Annotated in this window: 20 protein-coding genes and 2 tRNA genes; 11 read left to right on the top strand and 11 right to left on the bottom strand. The window is 67.7% G+C overall.

Features of this window, described 5'->3' with window-relative positions:
• Positions 1-124: 124 nt before the first annotated feature.
• Positions 125-197, bottom strand: a tRNA-Arg gene (locus AB0J16_RS21695).
• Positions 198-1,453: 1,256 nt separating this feature from the next.
• Between AB0J16_RS21695 and AB0J16_RS21690 the strand changes: the two genes are divergently transcribed.
• The gene (locus AB0J16_RS21690; protein WP_358542060.1) at positions 1,454-2,473 is read left to right on the top strand and encodes a D-alanyl-D-alanine carboxypeptidase family protein; all 1,020 of its coding nucleotides are present in this window, start codon (positions 1,454-1,456) and stop codon (positions 2,471-2,473) included.
• Positions 2,474-2,530: 57 nt separating this feature from the next.
• On the opposite strand, the gene AB0J16_RS21685 is transcribed toward AB0J16_RS21690, so the two are convergent.
• On the bottom strand, positions 2,531-2,977 hold the full coding sequence (locus AB0J16_RS21685) for an SAF domain-containing protein (protein WP_358542058.1): 447 nt from the start codon (positions 2,975-2,977) through the stop codon (positions 2,531-2,533).
• 419 nt (positions 2,978-3,396) lie between these two features.
• A complete protein-coding gene (locus tag AB0J16_RS21680) occupies positions 3,397-4,203 on the bottom strand; it encodes an S-methyl-5'-thioadenosine phosphorylase (protein WP_358542055.1) in 807 nt (268 codons plus the stop codon).
• 109 nt (positions 4,204-4,312) lie between these two features.
• On the opposite strand from AB0J16_RS21680, the gene AB0J16_RS21675 reads away from it, so the two are divergent.
• Entirely contained in the window at positions 4,313-6,286 is a 1,974-nt protein-coding gene (locus tag AB0J16_RS21675) for a DHA2 family efflux MFS transporter permease subunit (protein WP_358542052.1), read from the top strand.
• On the opposite strand, the gene AB0J16_RS21670 is transcribed toward AB0J16_RS21675, so the two are convergent.
• From AB0J16_RS21670 to AB0J16_RS21660, 3 genes are all read right to left on the bottom strand, one after another.
• Entirely contained in the window at positions 6,283-6,600 is a 318-nt protein-coding gene (locus AB0J16_RS21670) for an FmdB family zinc ribbon protein (RefSeq protein WP_358542049.1), read from the bottom strand. The genes AB0J16_RS21675 and AB0J16_RS21670 overlap by 4 nt on opposite strands.
• A gap of 68 nt (positions 6,601-6,668) precedes the next feature.
• Positions 6,669-8,174, bottom strand: coding sequence for a potassium/proton antiporter (locus AB0J16_RS21665; protein ID WP_358542046.1), 1,506 nt, complete (start codon positions 8,172-8,174; stop codon positions 6,669-6,671).
• 24 nt (positions 8,175-8,198) lie between these two features.
• A complete protein-coding gene (locus tag AB0J16_RS21660) occupies positions 8,199-8,759 on the bottom strand; it encodes a 5-formyltetrahydrofolate cyclo-ligase (RefSeq protein ID WP_358542277.1) in 561 nt (186 codons plus the stop codon).
• Positions 8,760-8,792: 33 nt separating this feature from the next.
• Between AB0J16_RS21660 and galU the strand changes: the two genes are divergently transcribed.
• From galU to AB0J16_RS21625, 7 genes are all read left to right on the top strand, one after another.
• Positions 8,793-9,695, top strand: a complete 903-nt coding sequence (galU, locus tag AB0J16_RS21655) for a UTP--glucose-1-phosphate uridylyltransferase GalU (RefSeq protein WP_357943683.1) — start codon at positions 8,793-8,795, stop codon at positions 9,693-9,695.
• Positions 9,682-10,869, top strand: a complete 1,188-nt coding sequence (glp, locus tag AB0J16_RS21650) for a gephyrin-like molybdotransferase Glp (RefSeq protein WP_358542043.1) — start codon at positions 9,682-9,684, stop codon at positions 10,867-10,869. Before galU ends, glp begins: the two co-directional genes overlap by 14 nt.
• A complete protein-coding gene (moaC, locus tag AB0J16_RS21645; protein ID WP_225296114.1) occupies positions 10,866-11,333 on the top strand; it encodes a cyclic pyranopterin monophosphate synthase MoaC in 468 nt (155 codons plus the stop codon). The genes glp and moaC overlap by 4 nt, the downstream gene beginning before the upstream one ends.
• Positions 11,321-11,839 (top strand): MogA/MoaB family molybdenum cofactor biosynthesis protein, encoded by a 519-nt coding sequence (locus AB0J16_RS21640; RefSeq protein WP_358542040.1) that lies wholly within the window; start codon positions 11,321-11,323, stop codon positions 11,837-11,839. Before moaC ends, AB0J16_RS21640 begins: the two co-directional genes overlap by 13 nt.
• Before the next feature lie 65 nt (positions 11,840-11,904).
• Positions 11,905-12,549: a GNAT family protein gene (locus AB0J16_RS21635; protein ID WP_358542038.1), complete on the top strand. Its 645-nt coding sequence runs from the start codon at positions 11,905-11,907 to the stop codon at positions 12,547-12,549.
• A gap of 124 nt (positions 12,550-12,673) precedes the next feature.
• Positions 12,674-13,267 carry a hypothetical protein gene (locus AB0J16_RS21630; RefSeq protein ID WP_358542035.1) on the top strand — a complete coding sequence of 198 codons (594 nt, stop codon included), beginning with the start codon at positions 12,674-12,676 and terminating at the stop codon, positions 13,265-13,267.
• A 49-nt stretch (positions 13,268-13,316) separates the two neighbouring features.
• Positions 13,317-13,393 (top strand) — tRNA-Ala (locus tag AB0J16_RS21625).
• Between the two features lie 244 nt (positions 13,394-13,637).
• On the opposite strand, the gene AB0J16_RS21620 is transcribed toward AB0J16_RS21625, so the two are convergent.
• A complete protein-coding gene (locus tag AB0J16_RS21620; RefSeq protein ID WP_358542032.1) occupies positions 13,638-15,281 on the bottom strand; it encodes a hypothetical protein in 1,644 nt (547 codons plus the stop codon).
• A gap of 685 nt (positions 15,282-15,966) precedes the next feature.
• Between AB0J16_RS21620 and AB0J16_RS21615 the strand changes: the two genes are divergently transcribed.
• Positions 15,967-16,281 carry a helix-turn-helix transcriptional regulator gene (locus tag AB0J16_RS21615; protein WP_358542029.1) on the top strand — a complete coding sequence of 105 codons (315 nt, stop codon included), beginning with the start codon at positions 15,967-15,969 and terminating at the stop codon, positions 16,279-16,281.
• Positions 16,282-16,564: 283 nt separating this feature from the next.
• Here the strand turns inward: AB0J16_RS21615 and AB0J16_RS21610 are convergent, their stop codons facing one another.
• Positions 16,565-17,056, bottom strand: coding sequence for a hypothetical protein (locus AB0J16_RS21610; RefSeq protein WP_358542026.1), 492 nt, complete (start codon positions 17,054-17,056; stop codon positions 16,565-16,567).
• Positions 17,057-17,537: 481 nt separating this feature from the next.
• On the opposite strand from AB0J16_RS21610, the gene AB0J16_RS21605 reads away from it, so the two are divergent.
• Positions 17,538-17,909 carry an NUDIX domain-containing protein gene (locus AB0J16_RS21605; protein WP_358542023.1) on the top strand — a complete coding sequence of 124 codons (372 nt, stop codon included), beginning with the start codon at positions 17,538-17,540 and terminating at the stop codon, positions 17,907-17,909.
• 251 nt (positions 17,910-18,160) lie between these two features.
• On the opposite strand, the gene AB0J16_RS21600 is transcribed toward AB0J16_RS21605, so the two are convergent.
• The 3 genes from AB0J16_RS21600 to AB0J16_RS21590 form a co-directional block, all read right to left on the bottom strand.
• A complete protein-coding gene (locus AB0J16_RS21600) occupies positions 18,161-18,838 on the bottom strand; it encodes a hypothetical protein (RefSeq protein ID WP_358542020.1) in 678 nt (225 codons plus the stop codon).
• A 361-nt stretch (positions 18,839-19,199) separates the two neighbouring features.
• Positions 19,200-20,381 carry an aldose epimerase family protein gene (locus tag AB0J16_RS21595; RefSeq protein WP_358542018.1) on the bottom strand — a complete coding sequence of 394 codons (1,182 nt, stop codon included), beginning with the start codon at positions 20,379-20,381 and terminating at the stop codon, positions 19,200-19,202.
• A 47-nt stretch (positions 20,382-20,428) separates the two neighbouring features.
• Complete coding sequence (locus AB0J16_RS21590; protein ID WP_358542015.1) at positions 20,429-21,274, bottom strand: sugar ABC transporter substrate-binding protein; 846 nt, start codon at positions 21,272-21,274, stop codon at positions 20,429-20,431.
• Positions 21,275-21,357 lie beyond the last annotated feature (83 nt).

Here is a 21,357-nt window from a genome sequence, read left to right as displayed (position 1 = left end):
TCCCCTGATCAAGGTCCTACGGCTGCGTATGGATGCCTTCGGCAGCCTATCCAGGCCCTGGCAAGCAAAAGGCTTGCGGCCGAGTAGCCGCAGGTCAGAGGGCGAAAAGCCTGGTCATGAAGAGTGCCCCCGGCAGGATTCGAACCTGCGGCACCCGCTTTAGGAGAGCGGTGCTCTATCCCCTGAGCTACGGAGGCGGACCCCGTAAGCCTAGCGAAACTACGGCAGTGTGTGGGACGCGGGGCGGCGGTGAGTTTGGCGGGGTGGGTCATGGGTGCTCTGAGCTGCAGTAAAGGCATGGCAAGCGATCAGATTGTTGCGCATCCCGCGTCGATAGCGTCGGGTCTGTGACCAGAAGGCGACGTAGTCAGGTGCGTAGGCGGCCTGTGGTGTTGATTGCGGCTGTGTTGGCGCCGGGGATTCTTGCTGGGGGGTTGTTGGCGGGGGAGCTCACCGGCTATGAGAGGGCGGCGGCGCAGCGGGGGATGCGGGCTGGGGTTGGGGGGTGGGTGGGGTTTGAGCCGGTTTTGATGCCTGCGCCTGCTCGGCCTGAGCGGTGGTACGAGGGGGTGGTGCCGGCGGCTGTGCGCGATGCCATGTCGAAGCAGAAGCCGCAGGGGGGCGAGGCAGGGGTGGTGATGCCCTCTCCTGCGCCTGTCGTCGTGGAGCGAGGTGCTGCGGCTGAGCCTGTGCGTACGGAGCGGGCGTGTGCGGGGGAGTGGGTGGATACGTGGCTTTGGAAGTCGTGTCGGGAACATGAGCGGCGGCCCAAGCGGGAGGCGACCGGACTCAAGCGGGAGGCGGCTGGCCCCATGGGAGAGGTGACCGAGCCCAAGCGGGAGGCGACCGGTCCCAAGCGAGAGGTGGCGGGGCTCAATCGGGAAGTGACCGAGCCCAAGCGAGAGGTGACCGAAGGGGGAAGCGAGGGAGGGAGTGAAGGCGGGGAGGTGGTTGTTTGGGAGTGGTCGTGGCCTGCTTGATGCCTTCGCTGAAGATGGTGCTGTTCCGACTGTGCTTGGCCTCGTCTGAGTGTGCGCGGCCCCGCTTGCATGTGAAACCGAGTGCGTGTCGATCCGACCGTGAGTACTGCGGCAGCCGCCTGCCTCGCCACCTACCCCCGATGGATGCCAGATGTGACCGCCTCACCACCCTCAGGGTCATCACATGCCCCACTGAGCCATATGCCCGTGAGGATGCACCAGCCGCACAGGTGGGCGGATCTGTCCGTGATGTACCCGTCCTACCTGGGACGACAAGCCCATGAAGGCAGCCGTGAAGGCGGTTGGACGTACAAAGTGGTTCTTTCGCGGTCATAACAGCTCTTCTGACTTCGGTCCGGGCACTCGGGGGGCTGTAGTAACGTGCGTGCCGGACCCTGGTAACAGAGTTGCAAACGGAGGAGTCGACGGTGCCATCCCCTCGGTCAGCGGGTCTGATCGCGGTTGCCATGGCCATGACTTCCCTGGTCATCCTGCCTGCGGCTACGCCTGCCCACGCCGAACGGCGAGATCCGGCGAACCTTACCGAGCTTCGCAAGGAGGCCGAGAAGTCGGCCAAGGAGCTTGAGGACGCGACCAAGGCGCTGGAGAAGCGTCGTAGCGACATCGCCGCATCCGAGAAGAAGCTGACAGCGACGCTCACCACGCTGCAGGAGGCGGAGAGGAAGCTTGCCGTGATTCGGCAGCCGGTGGCGCAGATGGCGGAGTTGTTGTACGAGCAGCCTGTCGGTGGTGATGGGGTTGCGCCGTTCCTGTCCGGTGATGCTGACGCCGGGACGTTGCGGGCCATGACCAATACCGCTCATATCGTGGCGAATCGGCAGCAGGTGGTTGAGCAGACCAGCACGCTTTACAAGGAGACGGAGCGGCTGGCCGGCGAGGCGCAGGAGTTGCGGGCGTCTAATCTGTTGGCCGAGGCGCAGATGGCGGTGGAGATCGACACGCTCAGGCAGCGGTCGGACAAGATCGTGAAGTCGTTGACCGCGGCGCTGGTGAAGATGGGCATCAAGGTCGACAAGGTCGGGCGGGCGGCACTGGGGTGCAATCCGTTGCGGGCGGCGACGGCCAACTCCTATCCCAACGGGTTGATCCCGAAGGCGATGTTGTGTCCGTTGCAGCAGAAGGGGCAGAGCCTCAGGGCTGATGCGACGATCGCCTTCGTCAGCTTGAATGAGGCTTATCGGAAGCGGTTCGGTAAGCAGATGTGTGTGACCGACGCGTACCGCAGCCTGGCTGAGCAGCAGTCGGTTTACTATCGGCGGCCGGGGTTCGCGGCGGTGCCGGGGCGGAGCAACCACGGTCTCGGGCTGGCCGTTGACCTTTGTGGTGGGGTGGAGCGGTTCCGGTCAGTGGAGTTCGTCTGGATGGAGAACAACTCCAAGAAGTATGGGTGGTTCCATCCGTCCTGGGCCTACAGCAGCCCGTTCGAGCCGTGGCATTGGGAGTACGACCCCAAGAAGGATTCGGTTCTCTAAGTTCTCTAAGCGACGTTCTCGAGGCGAAGTCCGCTGTGGCGCGGTCGGTGACGGTTGCTACGGGTGGGGCTTGATGGTGATGGACAGGCGGCCGCCTGCCTGGGCGGCGGCCAGCTGGCTTGCCTGTGACGGGGTGGTGGCCAGCACGATCAAGGCGCCGTGGTCGTCGTCGGCCTTGGGGATGGTCACGACGGTGACGTCGTCGGCGACCAGTTGGGCCGGTTGGCCCTCCCAAGCCGCCAGGACGCCGATCGTCGAGCCTGGGGCGATCAGCTGAGCCGTGTCGGCGTCGGCGATGCGCACCGGCGCGGCCACCGTGCCGGGCGGCAGCGGGAGTAAGTGGAGCAGTCGTACGTCGGTGAGGGGCTCGCCGCGGCGCATGGACCCGGCCAGCACGCGGCCGACGGCGCCCGAGCGGATGGCGCCGGACGGGGGTGGGTTGAGGGCGGCCGGGCGGAGGTCGCCCGGTTTGAGGATGCCGGGGGAGAGATCATGGGTTGCCACCAGTACGGAGGGGGCGTGAGTAGGGCGTAGGGCGATATATGCGGAAAGGACGCCGATGCCAGCTGCCATCGCCGCGGCAAGCCGCCGCCGACGACGCCCAACCCGCCCAAGGCGCCCGAGCCCTCCGAGCCGCCCGGGCCCGCCGAGTCGGCTGAGCCGTTCAGGCCGCCCCGCCGAACCGGCACGCGCGAGCCCTCCGGCCCGTTCAGGCCGCCCCGCCGAACCAGGACGCCCCAGCGAACCGAGCTGCCCGAGCCCACAGAGCCGCCCAGGTTGCCCCGTCGAACCGGGCCGCCCGAGCTCCCCGAGCCGTTCAGGCTGCCCCGCCGAACCGGCATGCGCGAGCCCCCCGAGCCGCTCAGACTGACCCGCCGAACTGGGGCGCGCGAGCCCCGGCCAGCCGCCCGCAAGGCCCCCACTCACGGCAGCTCGAACGGCAGCTTGATGCCGTCCAACGCCGACCCACACGGACACGATCGCTCACTAGGCAGCCCCTGCACCGCCTCCGCCACCAGCCCCCGCATCCGCGTCACATTCCGGGCGAAGAACTCCAGCACCTCCTCATGCGTCACCCCTTCGCCGGCCTCCACCCCGGCGTCGTGGTCGGTCACCAACGACAGCGACGTGTAACAGAGCGCCAGCTCCCGAGCCAGAATCGCCTCAGGAAAGCCGGTCATGCCGACGATCGTCCACCCGTTGCCCGCGAACCAGCGCGACTCCGCCCGGGTCGAGAAGCGCGGGCCCTCGATCACCACCAGGGTGCCGCCATCTACCGTGGCCCAGCCGCCCGCCCGAGCGGCCGTCACGGCCACGGAGCGCCCCGAAGGGCAGTAGGGGTCGGCGAAGGACACGTGCGCCGCGCCGTCGATGTCGTAGAAGGTCTGGACCCGTCCTGATGTACGGTCGATGAGCTGATCGGGGATCACGATCGCGCCCGGCCCGTGCTCGACCTGGAGCGAGCCCACGGCGCTGGGTGCGAGCACCTGGCGGACGCCGAGTGAGCGGAGGGCCCAGAGGTTGGCCCGGTAGGGGATGCGGTGGGGTGGAAAGCGGTGATCCCGCCCGTGTCTGGGGATGAACGCCACGGAGCGTGAGCCGATCCGTCCGACCGTGACCACGTCGCTGGGCGGCCCGTAGGGGGTGGCGACCTCTATCTCTTCCGCGTCGTCGAGCAGGGAGTAAAAGCCCGAGCCGCCGATGACGCCGATGTCTGCACGAGTGAGCATGGCGCCGAGATTAGCGGCATTGGTGGAGGGGAAGCAGGGGCTGAATGGCGTTCTGTGGATAACTTACTTCACTGCGTTAGCACACAAGTGCGAAGAGTAGTATCTTCGCATGCGGCAAAAGGGCCTCGTCCTCATCATCGTCGCGCTCATGCTCGGTCTGCTGCTCGCGGCGCTCGACCAGACGATCGTGGCGACAGCCCTGCCGACGATCGTGAGCGACCTCGGCGGCCTGGAGCAGCTGTCGTGGGTGGTGACGGCCTACCTGCTCGCCTCGACGGTCTCCACGCCGCTCTGGGGCAAGCTGGGTGACCAGTATGGCCGTAAGAGGCTGTTCGTCGCGGCGATCGTCATCTTTCTCATCGGCTCGGCGCTCTGCGGCCTGAGCCAGAACATGAGCGAGCTCATCTTCTTCCGCTCGATCCAGGGTCTGGGCGGCGGCGGGCTCATGGTGCTGGCCCAGGCGATCGTCGGCGACGTCGTTTCGCCCCGCGACAGGGGGAAATACCAGGGGTTCTTCGGCGGGGTCTTCGCGGTGTCCAGCATCGTGGGGCCGCTGCTCGGCGGCCTGTTCGTCGATCATCTCAGCTGGCACTGGGTGTTCTACATCAACCTGCCCATCGGCGCGGTCGCGCTGTTCGTGATCGCCACGGCGCTGCCGGGGGATCAGACGCGGACCAAACACAAGATCGACTATGTCGGTGTCGTGCTGCTCGGCGGCGCCACGTCCTGCCTGGTCCTGATCGCCACCGGCGGTGCCGCCGTGAGCCCGATGATCATTGGGCTGGCGGTGGCGGCCGTCGCCCTGCTCGCTGGGTGGGTGCTCGCCGAGCGGCGGGCGGCCGAGCCGGTTCTGCCGCTCGGGCTGTTCAGGAAGAGGGCGTTCTCGATGACGGCGTTCGTCGGGTTCGTGGTGGGGTTCGGGATGTTCGGCGCGCTCGCGTACCTTCCGCTCTATCTGCAGGTGGTTCACGGGGTCAGCGCGACGTTGTCCGGGGTCTATCTGCTGCCGATGATGGCGGGGATGTTCACGATGTCCATCGTGAGCGGTCAGATCATCACGAGGACCGGCAAATACCGCTTCCTGCCCATCGCGGGCACGGGGGTGGCGACGGTCGGGATGTTCCTGCTCTCCATGGTGACCGAGCACACGAGTCTGTCGGCGCTGGGTCTATACCTGCTGGTCCTGGGCGTGGGGCTGGGGATGACCATGCAGGTGCTGGTGATCATCGTGCAGAACGCGGTCGACTTCAAGGACCTCGGCGTGGCCACGTCGGGGGCGACGTTCTTCCGGATGATCGGCGGCTCGTTCGGCGTCGCCACGCTCGGCGCGGTCTTCACCGCCCGGCTCGACGCCGATCTGCGCGGGTTGCTGGCCAGGACCAGATTGCCGCCGGGCTTCGATCCGGCGCGGGTCCAGCAGGATCCCACCACCATTCAGCGGCTGCCGGGCCAGCTCGTCGCGGAGTTCCTGCACGTCTACGCTGACGCGATCGCCGCTGTCTTCCGGGTGGCGGCGCCGGTGATGTTCGTCGCCTTTCTGCTCAGCTGGCTGATTCCGCAGCAACGCCTCAGGGAGACGACCAAGGCGACCGACCTGGGTGAAGGGTTGGGCGCCACGTCGGCGGAGCGGTCGTCGCTGGCCGAGGTCGAGCGAGGTCTCGTACGCCTGGCGGACGCCAACCTGCGCAGGGGCTTCTACGAACGGGTGGGCGACTTGGCCGGTTTGACCGGCGTACCACCGCAGGGCGTCTGGATCGTGGCCAGGCTCGGTGGCGAGGGCTGGGTCAAGGCCGCGGACCTGGCGGCGCGGGCGAACGTCAGCCGCGAACAAGGCCGTCCCTATGCCAACCAGCTGATAACGGACGGCCTTGTCGAACGGTCGCCGGACGGCGACTCGCTACGGCTCACAGAAGACGGCCAGCGGGCCGCGCTGAGGCTGCTGCGCTGCTCGAGTGAGGGATTGAGCAGACTCGTCGCGGACTGGGGCGCGCACCCCCAACTGGAGCAACTCGTCGAACGAGTCGCCCCGGCCCTGCTCGGCGTCAACGCCGATTGCCCACGCCAGCAGCGTAAAGGGCGCTAGGAGGTGGCGGAAGCGGCCGCGGGGGCCGGAGTCGTGGTGGACTTCGACTCGGCCGGCTTGGACTCGGCGGGCTTGCTCTCGCTCGACTTCCCGTTGGACGAGGACGAAGAGGAGGAGGTGGACGAACCAGTCGAACTGGCCCGGTTGTCCGTACGGTAGAAGCCCGATCCCTTGAACACGATCCCGACGGCGGAGAACACCTTGCGCAGGTTACCCTCGCAGGCCGGGCAGACCGTCAGCGCATCGTCGGTAAACTTCTGAACGACTTCGAGCTGCTCACCGCAGTCGTTGCAGGCGTACTGGTAGGTCGGCACGCGCTCCTCCTTCAAGTTCTGGCACTCGAGCGATGCGACTGCTAATGGTAACCGATTAGGTCAAACGACTATTCCGAACCGCGTTCTCCGTACCATCCGGCCAGCTTGCCCCGGCGGCTGACGGCCCGCATGCGGCTCTCGACCTCGTCGCGGCAGGCCGCGGTGGCGACCACGAGCAGCTGGTCGTCCGCCCGGACCCGGGTGGTGGCCGAGGGTACGAACGATTTGCCGTCGCGGACGATGAGCGTGACGGCGGCCCCGGCCGGCAGGCGCAGCTCGAAGATCTCGACGCCGTGCAGCTGGGATCCAGGTGGCACCTTGATCTGCAGCAGGTCGGCCTTCAGCTCCTCCAGCGGCGCCGACTCCACCTCCAGGTCGTGCGCCTCTCCGGGGGCGGCCACGCCGAGGATCCTGGCCACGAACGGCAGCGTCGGTCCCTGCAGCAGTGTGAACACCATCACGATCACGAAGACCTCGTTGAAGATGTCCTTCGAGCCCGCGACCCCGGCCGCCCAGGGGATGGTCGCCAGCACGATGGGGACGGCTCCGCGCAGGCCGGCCCATGACAGGAACGCCTGTTCGCGCCAGTTCGTCCGGCCGAGGCGCAGCAGCCGGGCAGCCAGCGCGCTGACCATCACCGACAGTGGCCTGGCCAGGAGCACCAGGACCGTTCCCGCGATGAGGCCCTGCACGATCGCCGACGGCATCTCCTTCGGGTCGGCCAGCAGCCCGAGCATCACGAACAGCCCGATCTGCGCCAGCCAGGCGGCCCCTTCCGCGAACCCCCTGGTCGCCGCCCGGTGCGGCAGCCGCGAGTTGCCCAGGATCAGCGCCGTCAGGTAGACGGCCAGGAAGCCCGAGCCGTGCAGCAGCACCGCGCCGCCGTACGAGACGAAGGTCAGCGCCAGGACGGCGATCGGATACAGGCCCGAGGCGGGCAGGGCGACGCGGCGCAGGGTGTAGGCGCCGGCGGGCCCGATGGCGAGGCCGACCGCCGCGCCGATGAGCAGCTCGGTCCCGGTCCGCATCAGGAACGCGCCGAGCGACGGCGGCGATTGAGTGGCGGCGCTCAGCAGCACCACCGCGATCACCGTGGGCGCGTCGTTGAAGCCCGACTCCGCCTCCAGCACGCCGGCCAGGCGCGGCGGCAGCGGCAACCGCCGCAGCACCGAGAACACGGCGGCCGCGTCGGTGGAGGCCAGCACCGCGCCGAGGATCAGCGCGGAGTTCAGGCCGAATCCCAGCAGCCCCTGTACGGCCACCGCCACCACCAGGATGCTGACCGCCACCCCCAGGGTGGCCAGGATCAGGGCCAGCGGCACCGAGCGGCGCACGTGGCTCCAGCTCGTGGTCAGACCACCCTCGGCCAGGATCACCGCCAGCGCGCTCAGGCCGATCTGCTGGGCCAACTCCGGATTGTCGAACGGGATGCCGAACCCGGCCTCGCCCAGGACCAGACCCAGGCCGAGGAAGAGCAGGAGGCTGGGCAGGCCGCTGCGATGCGCGATGCGAACGGAGGCGATGGCCGCGATGACGATCGCGGCACCAAGGAGAAGCCAGACATCTAGCGTCATCTGGCCCCCTCCTGTGTGTTTCCTTCACATAAGCCTAGTGAGTCCGCTGGGTGTGATCGCCCAGCGGACCTGCTGATCGTGCGGTTCGGCCGGCACGTCGTCGATCAGCTCACCGTCATGGAGCAGAGCGACAGTCGGGACGTTCGGCCCCACTCTGGACAGGGCGCGGTCGTACGAGCCGCCGCCACGGCCGAGCCGTACCCCCGAGTGCCTGTCCACGGCGAGAGCGGGGACGATCACGAGGGCGGCCGTGCGGACCGCGTCGACGCCGCGCCGGGTGTCGACCGGCTCCATGATCCCGAAGCGGCCGGGCGCGAGCGTGTCGGGGCCGTCATAAACCGCCCAGTCGAGGTCGTCGTCCTCCCGCAGTACGGGCAGCATCACGGTCGCGCCGTGCTTCCACAGCGCGAACACCAGCCCGTGTGTCCCCGGCTCCGAGCCGATGGACCAGTAGCAGGCCACCAGCCCGGCCATCTGTACCCACGGCTGATCGAGCAGTGTTTCGCGGACCTTCGAGGCGTTTATCCGCAACTGCTCCGGGGAGAGGAAGCTACGCGCTGAGAGCAGCTCGCGGCGCAGTTTCATCTTGTCCACAGATACCTCCACTAGGGTCTACTCATGGCTGACTTCGACCCTGTGACGAAAGCCGTCGTGCCCGCCGCAGGTCTGGGCACCCGATTCCTACCAGCGACGAAGGCGACACCTAAGGAGATGTTGCCCATCGTCGACAAGCCCGCGATCCAGTATGTCGTTGAGGAGGCGGCCTCCGCCGGGCTCCTCGATCTCCTCATGGTCACCGGCAAGAACAAGCGGTCGATCGAGGACCACTTCGACCGGGCGTTCGAGCTGGAGGAGGTGCTGGAGGCCAAGGGCGACGAGCATCGGTTGTCCCAGGTCCGCGAGCCGGCCTCCCTGGCGACCCTGCACTACGTACGCCAGGGCGAGCCGAAGGGGCTCGGCCACGCGGTCCTCTGCGCCAAGCAGCACGTCGGCGACAACCCGTTCGCCTGCCTGCTCGGTGACGACCTCATCGACCACCGCGACAAGCTGCTCGACCGCATGATCCAGGTGCGCAACACCTACGGCGGCAGCGTGATCGCGCTGATGGAGGTGCCCAAGGAGCAGGTCTCGCTGTACGGCGTGGCCACGATCGAGGCCACCTCCGAGTCCGACGTCGTACGGGTGACCGACCTCGTCGAGAAGCCGCCGGTGGACGAGGCGCCCTCAAACTGGGCGATCATCGGGCGTTACGTGATCGATCCGGCGGTCTTCGAGGTACTCGAGAACACCCCGCCGGGCCGCGGCAACGAGATCCAGCTCACCGACGCGCTCCGCACGCTGGCCGCACGCGGCACGGAGGAGGGCGGGCCGGTCCACGGCGTGCTGTTCCGCGGCCGTCGCTACGACACCGGCGACAAACTCGACTATCTACGCACAGTCGTGAAGTTCGCGGCCGACCGGCCCGACCTGGCGCCCGAGTTCGTGCCGTGGTTGCGGGAGTTCCTCGATGAAATCAGTTGACGCCCACCTGGCCGAGATCCTGGCCACCGTGCGTCCGCTGGCCCCACTCGAACTCGACCTGGAGCAGGCCCTCGGCGCGACCCTGGCCGAGGAGGTCTCCTCGCCGGTGCCGCTGCCGCCGTTCGACAACTCGGCCATGGATGGCTACGCGGTACGTGCCCAGGATGTCGCGGATGTCCCGGTCACCCTTCCGGTGATCGACGACGTGGCCGCCGGGTCGAGCGAGCTGCGGGCGGTCGGTCCCGGGCATGCCGTCCGCATCATGACAGGGGCGCCCGTGCCTGCCGGCGCCGACGCCGTCGTGCCGGTGGAATGGACGGATGGCGGTACGGTCTCCGTCACGATCGACCGCGCCCCCACGGTCGGCAACGCCATCCGCCGGGCGGGCGAGGACGTACAAGCCGGTGAAGTCGTCCTCAAACCGGGCACGGTGATCGGGCCCGCGCAGCTCGGCATCATCGCCGGGGTGGGCCGCCGCCGCGTCATGGTACGGCCGCGCCCTCGCGTCGTGGTCCTGTCGACCGGCGCCGAACTGGTCGAACCCGGCATGCCCCTCGGCCCGGGCCAGATCTGGGACTCCAACAGCGTGACCCTGACCGCCGCTGTACGCGAGTCCGGCGCCGAGGGCTTCCGCGCGACCACCGTCGGCGACGACCCGGCCGCCTTCCTCGACCAGCTCGACGCGCAGCTCATCCGCGCCGACGCGATCGTGACCAGCGGCGGCGTCTCGATGGGCGCGTACGAACCGGTCAAGGAGGCGCTCACCCCGCTCGGCACGGTCAACTTCGAGAAGGTCGCGATGCAGCCCGGCATGCCGCAGGGTTTCGGCGTCGTGGGCGAGGACCAGGTGCCGATCTTCGCGCTGCCCGGCAATCCGGTCTCGTCGTTCGTCTCCTTCCTGCTCTTCGTACGGCCGGCGCTGCAGAAGATGCGCGGCCTGCCCGTGGAGCCGCCGGAGACGGTCTCCGCCCGGGTCACCGGGCCGTTGCGGTCACCGTCGGGGCGGCGGTCATACCTGCGCGGTGTGCTGTCGTCCGACGGCACCGTCTCGCCCGTACGCGGGCAGGGCTCGCACCAGCTGGCCGCGCTGGCCTCGGCCAACGCGCTGATCGTCGTACCCGAGGACGTGACCGAGGTGCCGGCCGGCGCTGTGGTGGAGGTGACCCGGTTTTGACGGAATTCACCCATCTCGATGAGACGGGCGCCGCGCGCATGGTCGACGTGTCCGGCAAGGAGGTCGGGGCGCGTTCGGCCACGGCCACCGGACGGGTGCTGCTGTCGGCCGCGGTGGTGGAGCTGCTGCGGTCGGGTGAGGTGCCCAAGGGCGACGCGCTCGGCGTGGCGAGGATCGCCGGCATCATGGGCGCCAAGCGGACGCCCGACCTGATCCCGCTCTGCCATCCGATCGCGTTGCACGGGGTCAAGGTGTCGCTCGACGTCGAGGATTGGGGGGTCGCCATCACCTGCCGGGTGAAGACGGCCGACCGTACCGGGGTCGAGATGGAGGCGCTGACGGCGGTGTCCGTGGCGGCGCTCGCGTTGATCGACATGGTCAAGGCGGTCGATCCGGCCGCGGTGATCACCGATGTGCGGGTGGAGGAGAAGGTGGGCGGGAAGACCGGGTTGTGGACGCGGTGACGCCTGACGCGGTGATCCCCGATGCGGTGATCCGGGCGTTGGTGGTGACCGTGTCGAACCGCGCATCAGCCGGGATTTACGCCGATAAATCGGGACCGCTCCTGGTTTCGTTGCTTTCGGACGCTGGGTGCGCCGTGGAGGGGCCCATCGTGGTGCCCGATGGTGAGCCGGTCGAGGCCGCACTCCGCGACGGCGTTTCGGCGGGGTACGCGGTGATTGTGACAACCGGTGGGACCGGGCTGACACCGACCGATCTGACGCCGGAGATGACGGCTCGGGTGATCACCCGCGAGATTCCCGGGATAGCGGAGGCCATCCGCCAGGCGAACCGCGACAAAGTCCCAACCTCGATCCTTTCCCGTGGTTTGGCGGGCCAGGCGGGCGACACGTTGATCGTCAATCTGCCCGGATCCTCCGGCGGCGTACGGGATGGTGTGGCCGTACTCGCGCCCGTCCTTCAGCATGCGGTCGATCAGATTCGGGGCGGCGACCACCCCCGCCCTTAGTGTGCGGAGAGTCACCGCTGCTGATCCGTGGCGACATCGTGCCCGATAGGGGGATGATGAGAGATGTGGATCGACTTCGTGGCTGGCCGGCGGTTCTCAACGAAGGCCCGGTGGGCCTGCGACCGCTGCGACTGGCCGACGTACGTGTGTGGCGAGAGACGCGGCTGCGCAACGCCGAGTGGTTGCGTCCCTGGGAGCCCAGCAATCCGGAGACTCCGCTGTTCCGAACGGGTCTCGGCCCGTACATCTCCATGGTCGGCACCCTGCGCCGCGAGGCCAGGCAGGGCCTCGCGCTGCCGTGGGTCGTCACGTACGGTGGCCGGTTCGCGGGACAGCTGACCATCGGCGCCATCGTCTGGGGCTCGGCCCGCTCCGCACAGGTGGGCTACTGGATCGACGGCGCGCTGGCCGGTCAGGGAATCACCCCGACCGCGCTCGCGATGGCCGTCGACCACTGCTTCTTCACCACCGGCCTGCACCGGCTGGAGGCGAACATCCGCCCCGAGAACCAAGCCAGCCGCAGGGTGGTTGAGAAGCTGGGATTCAGGGAAGAAGGCATACGGCGTCGCCAACTTCACATCGATGGAGCCTGGCGCGATCACATTTGTTACGCGTTGACCGTCGAGGACGTACCCGGGGGCTTGCTCGTACAGTGGCGTCGCGCGCGTGAGTCAGCCGCTCACGGTGGGTCTCCAGTAGAAGAGGTTTGACGATCTCGCGACACACCGCACCGAATGCTCGTCAATTAGTGACACGCGGTCTTACGGTGCGTGACGTGAGCACATCGAAGACGCCGCCAGCAGCCAGGCGTCTTTGTGCTGCCCGGAGGTGGCTGTGAGCATCCTCCTCTACCTGGCCATCGTCGTTATGTGGCTGTGTGTCCTGGTTCCGATGTGGTTGCGCAGGGACAAGACCAACCTCGCCGAGCTGGTGGAGCTCGAGGAGTACTACACCGGCGAACACCAGCTACCGGACCTCTCCCAGCAGCAGCCCGACGATCTGGTGGAGCAGCCCGAGGACTACACGGGCGAGTTCGAACGCGTCGACCCACGGCAGTTCCGGGCCAGGCGCCGCGCGATCATCGTGGCCCGGCGCCGGCGACTGCTCTTCTTCACCGCCCTGCTCGTGATCGCCTCTGTCGTCACCGCCGCGGTCAAGGTGATCCCCTGGTGGAGCGTCGCGCCCGCCGGGGTCATCATGCTGGCGTACATGGCCTTCCTCCGGATCGCGGTGCAGGTGGACCGCGAACGGCGCGATCGCGCGGCCCAGGCCCGTACGGCCCGCGCCCGCCGGCTGCGCGAGCAGCAGCGGGCGGCGGAGCTGGCGGCCGAACAGGCACAGGCCGAGATCATCGACCTGGCGGCCCGGCAGGGGGACGTACTGTTCGATCAGTACGCGGAGCCGCCGCGGCGAGCGGTGGGGGACTGAATGTGTGGCGCGAGGAGTGCCGGGGGTTTGCTAATCTGGTCAAGTCCATGGGGATGTAGCGCAGTCCGGTAGCGCACTTCGTTCGCATCGAAGGGGTCAGGGGTTCGAATCCCCTCATCTCCACCAGGGGCCGTTCTTGAGACGGCTGGACTGAAGTTGACGGGATCCCGTCTGATCATCGAGATCAGGCGGGATCTTGTCGTTTCAGGGGTTTCCGAATCGGGTTCGTCCCTTTTTGGGGGCTGTGGAGCAGGTGTCCGGGAAGGCCCGGGTGGTGTCAGGGCGCTGGTGGAAGACCGAGATCCGGCCGTTGGGCATGGCGAAGCCGACGGTGGGCTGGGCGCTGCAGTGGGATGGCGGGTTATGCGGCTTATGGGGCGGGTGGTGGTCTGCTCTGGCCTTCAGGTGGAGCGCTGCTGAAGGGCTCGGCTGGAGTCTTCGAGGGGTCGGCGAGCGTGACGGGCTCGTCTTGGGGCTCGTGGATGTGGCGCCACTGGTCGAGGAAGTGGTCGTTGGCGACGGTGACGAGCAGCGCGACCAGAATCGTTTGGGCGACGCGTCCGTGGGCGAGCCGGTTCTTGGGGTCGCTGAGGTCGAGGTCGTGTCCCTTGAGTCTGCCGTTGAGGCCCTCGGTGTTGGCGCGGGCAGACTTGTAGGTTCCGATCCAGGCGGGACTGAGGTAGGCCAAGTCCTGGCGGAACTTGTCGAGGTGGCCGAGGTCGTCCTTGCGGACGGTGATGGTGTGCTGGTGGCAGATCCTCGGCAGTTCGCCGGTCTTGTGGTCGGGGGTCGGGGGCAAGACGCGGGGTTTGGCCGCAGGGTGGGCGGCTCGCTGCCGGGCATCGGTCAGGTCGACCGCGGCGGGCCGACTGGGCCCGCGCTGGTGGAGTTGGCCGAAGCGGGGGCAGGCGACCGACGGGGAGGTTCCTGCTGCCGGACACTGCAAGCGGATGGCGCGGTCTGCGTTCGCGCTCTGTTTGAGACGCAGCAAGTACGGCTCTCGCGCGGCGATCAACGCGGTGAGTTCTTCCAATGGGGTGCGGATGGCGGCGTCGTTCAGGCCGGTGGTGGCCTGCGCGAGTCGGCCGGGTATCAGCGGGCAGGCCAGGTGACCGTCGATGAGCAGCGCGCCGTGGGCGCTGCCCTGCGCTCCCCGTTGATCCACTTTGTAGTCGAGTGCGAGCTTGTAGCCGAGTTCGCGTGCGGGCCGGGCGAAGTGGGCGGGTTGCTGGTCGGTGTAGGCGCGGTCGACGGCGGCGAAGGCGGTGGGAAAGCCGAGGGTGGCCAGGGGTTTGAGGGTGGTGATGGCGTTGGCGCCGATGCGTTTGTGCGGGGTGTCCAGGACCAGGCCGAGCGCCAGTTGCGGAAAAGACCCGAGAACCGAGCGGGTGCGGGCGGCGACGGTGAGGGTGGCGCTGTAGCCGTACTCGGGTGGGCCGTTTCCGGCCGAGTGGTGCCAGCCTGCGGTGATCTCGGTGGAGGCGATCAGTTCGCCGGTGGAGCGGCGGGCGCGGGGTGGGCGGGCGAAGACCGGGGTGGCGGTGGTGTCGATGCCGACATCGCCGCGGAAGTGGCGGAGGTATCCCTGGCCTTTGGCCCAGCGCACCGGGGTGAGCACCAGCGCGGTGACGATGTCCTGCAGCAGTTCCCGCTTGCGCGAGTGTTCGGGGTCGTCATCCTCCCAGGCGGTGGCCAGCGCGTCGGCCTGTTGCTGGGGTAGGCGGGCGCGCCGATCGTGGCGGGCCGGATCCAGCATGGTGGTCAGCCGGTCGAAGGGCCGGTAGAAGCGGCGGGAGGAGGCGAGCACTTGGTGGATGTCTTCGGGGTTGATGTCGGGCAGGCCGAGCCTGTGGCGTGCGGCGGCGGTCAGACAGAACGCGGCGATCCGCCAGGCCTCGATGAGAGTGGCCTTGCCGGTGTGGTTGATGGACAGCAGCAGGCAGGTCAGCACCGCGGCGATGGGCAGCCCGGGCGGGCCGGGCCTCGGGCCGAGTTCGGCGTCGATCAGCGGCATGATGCCGGAGTTGTCCAGCAGTCGGGCGTACGCTCGGTGCCGGGGACGGCGACCACGACCGCGCGCAGGCCAGGCGGCGCAGATGCCCGGTGCGGACGGCGGCCAATTCTCCAGAGGTCAGGCCGCAGCCGCAGGCGAGCGCCATCAACGCCAGCGCGTCGCCTCTGGCCTGGCCGGGCAGGCGTTCGGCCCAGCCGCGAAGGCGGCCGAGCTGGGCCGGCGAGTATGGCGGGCTGACCGTCTTGGGGGCTTTCATCGGTGGCGGCGCCTGTTCACCGCGTTCCAGCCAGGCCAGCGTGGCGCGCATGTGCCGCAACCAGCTGCGGTAGGTCTGCGCCGAGCTCGGGGCCAGGTCGGTGCAGCCGGTCAGGACGAACGCGTCGATCGTCTCGTGCCGCAGCCACACTTCCAGGTCATCCGGCAGGCCGGAGCGGTGACACCACACGGCCAGACGGGTGGTCGCGGTGAGCAGCCGCTGCACTCGGTAGGGGGAGCGGTCGGCGCTGGCGGCGACCAACATCCGCACGTGCCCGGCAATCTGTTCCCATTCCGGCAGGGCCTGCTGCGGCCGGTAGCCGGTGATCTTCGCCGAGGTTTCCGCGTCGAGGGTCATACCCCGTCCATAGCGACAGGACAACCTGCCGTTACGGAGGGCGACGACATCTACCGAAAGGAGTCGTTTGTCATGGTCGGAGGACGCGGGCGTTCCCGCTCTCCCCGGGAGTTGGCCGACGACCCGGAGAACTGGCCCCACGCGGATCTGTCCGGCCATCCGGCCGCTGCCGTCGTCCAGGCCATCGCCGCAGCTCTGCAAGCAGTGATGGCCGAGCGAAGGCTGAGCTTCCGTCGGCTGGCCGAGATCAGTGGGGTGAACCGGCAGACCGTCAACGACGTGGCCGCCGGGCGTTGCTGGCCGGACGTGGCCACCATCGCCCAACTTGAGGTCGGCCTGGCCGTCCGGTTGTGGCCTGCTTCGCCCGCCAGGACGGGCGGAAGCTGACCCGCGCTGGACTCCTTCTCGCCCTGATGAGGGCATCGTCGATCCTTCCCGCCCCGGCCCTGCCGATCGCAGGGCAGGCGAAATCCAGGCTCGACGCCTCCCCAAAGGCCCCCATTCGAGTTACTCTCGGGAGTGCGCGAGACACTGTCAGTTAGAACCTGGAGGGTGCTCACGCAACCTCGGGTGCCGCCGAGGGCCTAATCTCGGCGGCACCCTGCTCGTCTGGCCCGGCGCCCGCACGACCGTCGTCGTTGAGCGCCTGACCTGCGATGTGTCTGTTGCTCTATGCCTCGTCGTTGGCGACTCCCCCCAGCGCGTGGCCATTGATGCCCGCGGCGATGGAGAACAGGCCCGGCTCATGCTGGGTCAGCCAGCCCAGCGCCGTCAGCCGCTTGAGCCGTGCCCGGGTCGTCTCCACCCGCCCCCGCACGTCGGGCTCGCCCAGCGCTTGAGCCACTTCCTTGGCGCGCATCGTCCGTCCGGAGCTCGCCATGATCACAACGACCTGCTTGTCGAGCCCGGCGACCGGTTTCGGCGTCGGCGCGGCTCCCGCCGACGAGGCGTGCGTCGGGGCATCAGGTGTTCCGTCGGGAAGCGGCTGCTCAGGCTGGGAATGCCCGGCCAGTATCGGCGCGACTATCCTCTGGGCGGTGGCCAGGTCCTTCAACTGCTCTTCCAGGGCCGCCACCTGCTCACGCAACGACTCAAGCTGGCCGCGGACGGACTTCTCGTCCGCAGCCAGCCGCTCCAGCAGCGATGCTTCGCCCAACGTCATGCCCGACCTCCACGTACTGGCGCCGTGCGCAACCCGCAGAAAGTCTGCGACTTCAAAGAGTCACAAAGTGCCTGCAGAACGTAACTGTAGATGGCTTTGCAGTTCGCGTGAAGAGACACATCTGCAACAGGCCCCTCACAGCCGAGCGCAGCTCTGCTTCGCGACCACAGACCTGCCGGATGGCTCGACAGCGGTGCCGCGCCCGGCCCAGTAGGATCGCAAACTGCTTGTTGAGGACGAGCGGCCCGCCAGCGAAGCAAAGTGGAAGGTCTGGCGGCCTGTGGACCGGGAGAGAAGAGACCGTCCATCGTCAGGGAGTAATCGCTGAGCTGTCACTCTCCCGCTGTTCGGCGCATTCAAGACATTGCCTCTTAGATCGGACACGCCATATGCGCCAGCCCTACACCGTGCTCGTTTTTCCTTTTCGGAAAACAGCAGGTATGCCGGAATACGCTCTCTTCCAGAGAGCGGATGATTCCCATTGGCAGAGCGTGGCCGGCGGTGTCGAGGAAGACGAGGATCTGGAGAGCGGGCCCGTCGCGAGTTCGCCGAGGAGACCGGCCTACCTGCGGCAGTACCGCTGTTCAAGCTCGACATGGTAAGCGGAGTAGAGAAGAGCTGCTTTGCGGCGAGCAGGCTCTGGCCCGAGAACGTCTATATCGTGCCCAAGCACTTCTTCGCCTGTGACGTCACCCGAGAAAAGGCCCAGATGGTGCTCTCCTCGGAGCATCGAGACACGAAGTGGTTGCCGTATCAGGCCGCATACGAGTTGCTGCGTTACGACGACGACAAGACAGCGCTGTGGGAACTCGACCAGCGGATTCACCGTGGGGACCTGTCGGGCGCGCCATAGCAGGCGAAGTACTGCAGTAAGCGTGGCCGGTTGGCCTCAAATCGAACTCGCGAAGTTGAGACGTGATGTGCCACCGCCTCTGCCCGCCCGGCCAGCCCCCATGAACACCCATCCACTCGTCTTTCCCCCGTCGATGAGCATCGGGCGGCGGCAGAGTGACGCGGCAAGTACGGGAAACGATCATTTCCCCTTCGGGAAGCGATCTTCGTGACCCCCATTGCGCTCCTGGCCAGCCCTACTCGTGAACACCCCTACTGGCCGATGAGTTCACCGACGTATGCGGCCCCTGTGACACCGCCGACCAGCCACCACGACGGCGCCTTCGCAGGCGACCGGGTCCTCGCAGGCCGGATGGCGAAGGCGGCGGCGATCAGGGCAATGGCGGCCACGGCGGCGCCGATCAGCTGCGCCGGGCTGGCGGTGGAGTCCGCTCCGGTGTCGTTGAAGATCAGCGTGGCGCCCAGCGCCCACAGCAGCACCATGACGCCGACGCCGACAGTGCTCAGCCACCGCCGGTCGGCGATGCGCGGGGCACAGGATTCGACCACCGCGATCGGAGCGGCGAAACTCAAGATCACATGCCCCCCGACATAGTTCAGCAAGCTCGCCGCATCGGCTCCCAGGCCCGGGATGAGAGTGACCAGCGCCTGGGTCGCCCAGCCGGGGTCATCGGCGTCGAACTCATTGTCGAACAGGGTCTGATCGATCAAGCCGGCCTGGATCACCCCGAAGGCCGCGCTCAACAGCAGGATCGTCGGCCAGCCACGACCGGTGCGTCGAGTGATCTCACGGGCCAGCACCGCGACGGTTCCGTAGAGCGGCGCGAGGATGAGCAGGCCCGCCAGCAGCTCCAGCGGCCGATCAGTGCTGTCGCCGTAGCCGATGAGGTACTCCGCGCTGATCGGGGACAGCACCAGCAGGCCGGCCACGCCCGCCCAGCGGTGCCGAAGCCGCGGGAGTGCGCCAGGAGTGGAGAGTGCGGGCATGAGGATCTTTTGCGCGTGGGGGTCCAGAGGTCCGGGTCGTCACCGGTCCGGTCACGCTAGAAATGCCGTCGGTGGTCGGGCTTCCGTCTTTGGTTCAGGAACGCATGACTTCCGTCTATGCCTGTATCAAAGTGGGTCAAGGCGGTGCTGGCACCTAGGAAGAGCCGACCGATGTCGCGGCGACGCCGTGCGACGCGGTTCAGGTTGAGTGTGTCGAGGGCCTCCTCGACCTTGGGATGGATGTCTTTCATGGTCCTGCCTCATGAGATCGGCGGGGGATGGAGGTGTTCGTTTCACGCGGCTGTCACATCGTGGAGAACGCGTAGATCGTCGTCGTCCGGTAGACGTCGCCCGGCCGCAGGACGGTCGAGGGGAAGTTCTTGTGGTTGGGAGAATCCGGGAAGTGCTGCGACTCCAGGGCGAAGCCGGATCGCTTCGGGTAGAGGTGGCCGCTGGTGCCCCGCAGCGTGCCGTCCAGGAAGTTGCCGGAGTAGAACTGCAGGCCCGGCTGGTCGGTGATGACCTCGAGCACGCGTCCGCTTTCCGGCTCGACGACCTTGGCCGCCAGGTCGAGGTCATGTCCGCGGCTGTCGAGTACGTAGTTCTGGTCGTACCCGCCGCCTCGCACGATCTGCTGGTTCTTGCTGTTGATGCGGTCGCCGATGGCGGTGGGCTCGCGGAAGTCCAGTGGCGTCCCGCCCAGCCGGGCGATCTTTCCGGTGGGGATGAGCGTCTTGTCGACCGGCGTGTAGTGAGAGGCGTTGATCCGCATCTCGTGGCCGAGGATCCTGCCGTTGCCCTCACCGCGCAGGTTGAAATAGGTGTGGTTGGTGAGGTTGACGACCGTGGGCCTGCTGGTGGTGGCGCGGTAGTCCATCCGGATCTGGTTGTCGTCGGTCAGCGTGTAGACGACCTTGGCACGCAGCGTCCCCGGGTAGTGCTCCTCGCCGTTCGGGCTGGTGTAGGTCAGCGCGAGCCCCACGCTGTTGTGCCGTCTGAACGGTTCGGCCTGCCAGACCCGCTTGTCGAAGCCCTTGTTGCCGCCGTGCAGGTGGTTGGGGCCGTCGTTGGTGGCCAGCTGGTACGTCTTGCCGTCCAGGGTGAACCGGCCCTTGGCGATGCGGTTGGCGTACCGGCCGGTGATACAGCCGAAGTACGGACTCTGCTTGACGTAGTCGGACAGTTTGTCGAACCCGAGAGCCACGTCGGCCAACCTGCCCCGACTGTCCGGGACCTCGATCGACTGGAGGATGCCACCGTAGGTGAGGATCTTCACCCGCATCCCGTTGGAGTTCCGCAGCGTGTAGATGTCGATCTTCTTGCCGCCGGACAGGGTCCCGAAGTACTTCTTGGTGATGCTCGGCCCGCCGCCCGCGGCCTGTGCGGGGGGCACGGCCACCAGGCTCAGCGCCAGAGCGACCACGGCCACGAGGACAACCCTGAAGGCAGCGGCGAAGCTGTTTCGGATGAGGGTACTGGTGGGCATGGACGATCTCCTTTCGGATGCGCTGATCTACGTCCGCGTCTGTCGCCTCACTGGAAAGTGAGGAATTTCGCGGCGTTGTCCTTGGTGACCAGCTCGGTGCCGGTGTCGATGAACGGCTCGACGGACTTGCCCTGGACCGCGTTCACGGCTGCCTCCACCCCGAGGGCGGCCATCTTGCCGGGGAACTGGGCGATGGTGGCTGACATGTCGCCCGCCTGGATCGCCTTGGCGGCGTCCGGAAGCCCGTCGTACCCCATCACGAGGACTTTCTTGCCCTTCTGCTTGGCGACCTTCGCCGCGGCGATCGCGGGGTCGTCACAGGCGGAGTAGATCGCGGTCAGGTCGGGGGCACGGGTGAGCAGGTCCTCGGCGACGGTGGCTCCCTTGGCGGAGTCGCACTTCGTCTCCGCTCCGCCGATGATGACCTTGACACCGGTCCCTTCGAGCGCGTCTTTGACGCCCTTGATCCGCGCCTCCAGCGCGGGAACGCCGCGCACCCCCTCCATCAACCCGATCGTGTCGCCCGGCTTGAGCAACGACTTCAGGTACACTCCCGCCGCCTGGCCGCCCTTGACGTTGTCGGTCGCGGCGACCGCCGTCTTCTTGGTGAAGGCCTCGAGGTTGTTGTCGGCAAGGATGACCTTGACGCCCTTGTCGGCGGCGGCGTTCATCGCCGGGATCACCTCGGGTCCCATGGGTGTGATGACGATCGCCTGGAAGCCCTTGGCGACGGCGTCCTCGATCTGCGCGGTCTGGCACGCCACGTCGGAGGGGGACTTGCAGCTGAAGTACGTGACGTCGACTCCGCCGTTCTTGGCCGCGTACGCCTTCGCCGAGTCCTCCATGGCGGTGAAGAACGCCACCGAGAATTTCGTGATGAAGGCGACCTTCACCGCTCCACCAGCCGAGGCTGAAGCGGAGGCGGTGGAAACCGCCGAGGTCGAGGGGCCGGTGCTGCCGCAGCCAGCGGGGGCAA

Origin of the sequence: Nonomuraea sp. NPDC049750, assembly GCF_040659625.1 — a bacterium.
Classification (GTDB): domain Bacteria; phylum Actinomycetota; class Actinomycetes; order Streptosporangiales; family Streptosporangiaceae; genus Nonomuraea.
This window is presented reverse-complemented; position numbering and strand designations above follow the sequence as displayed.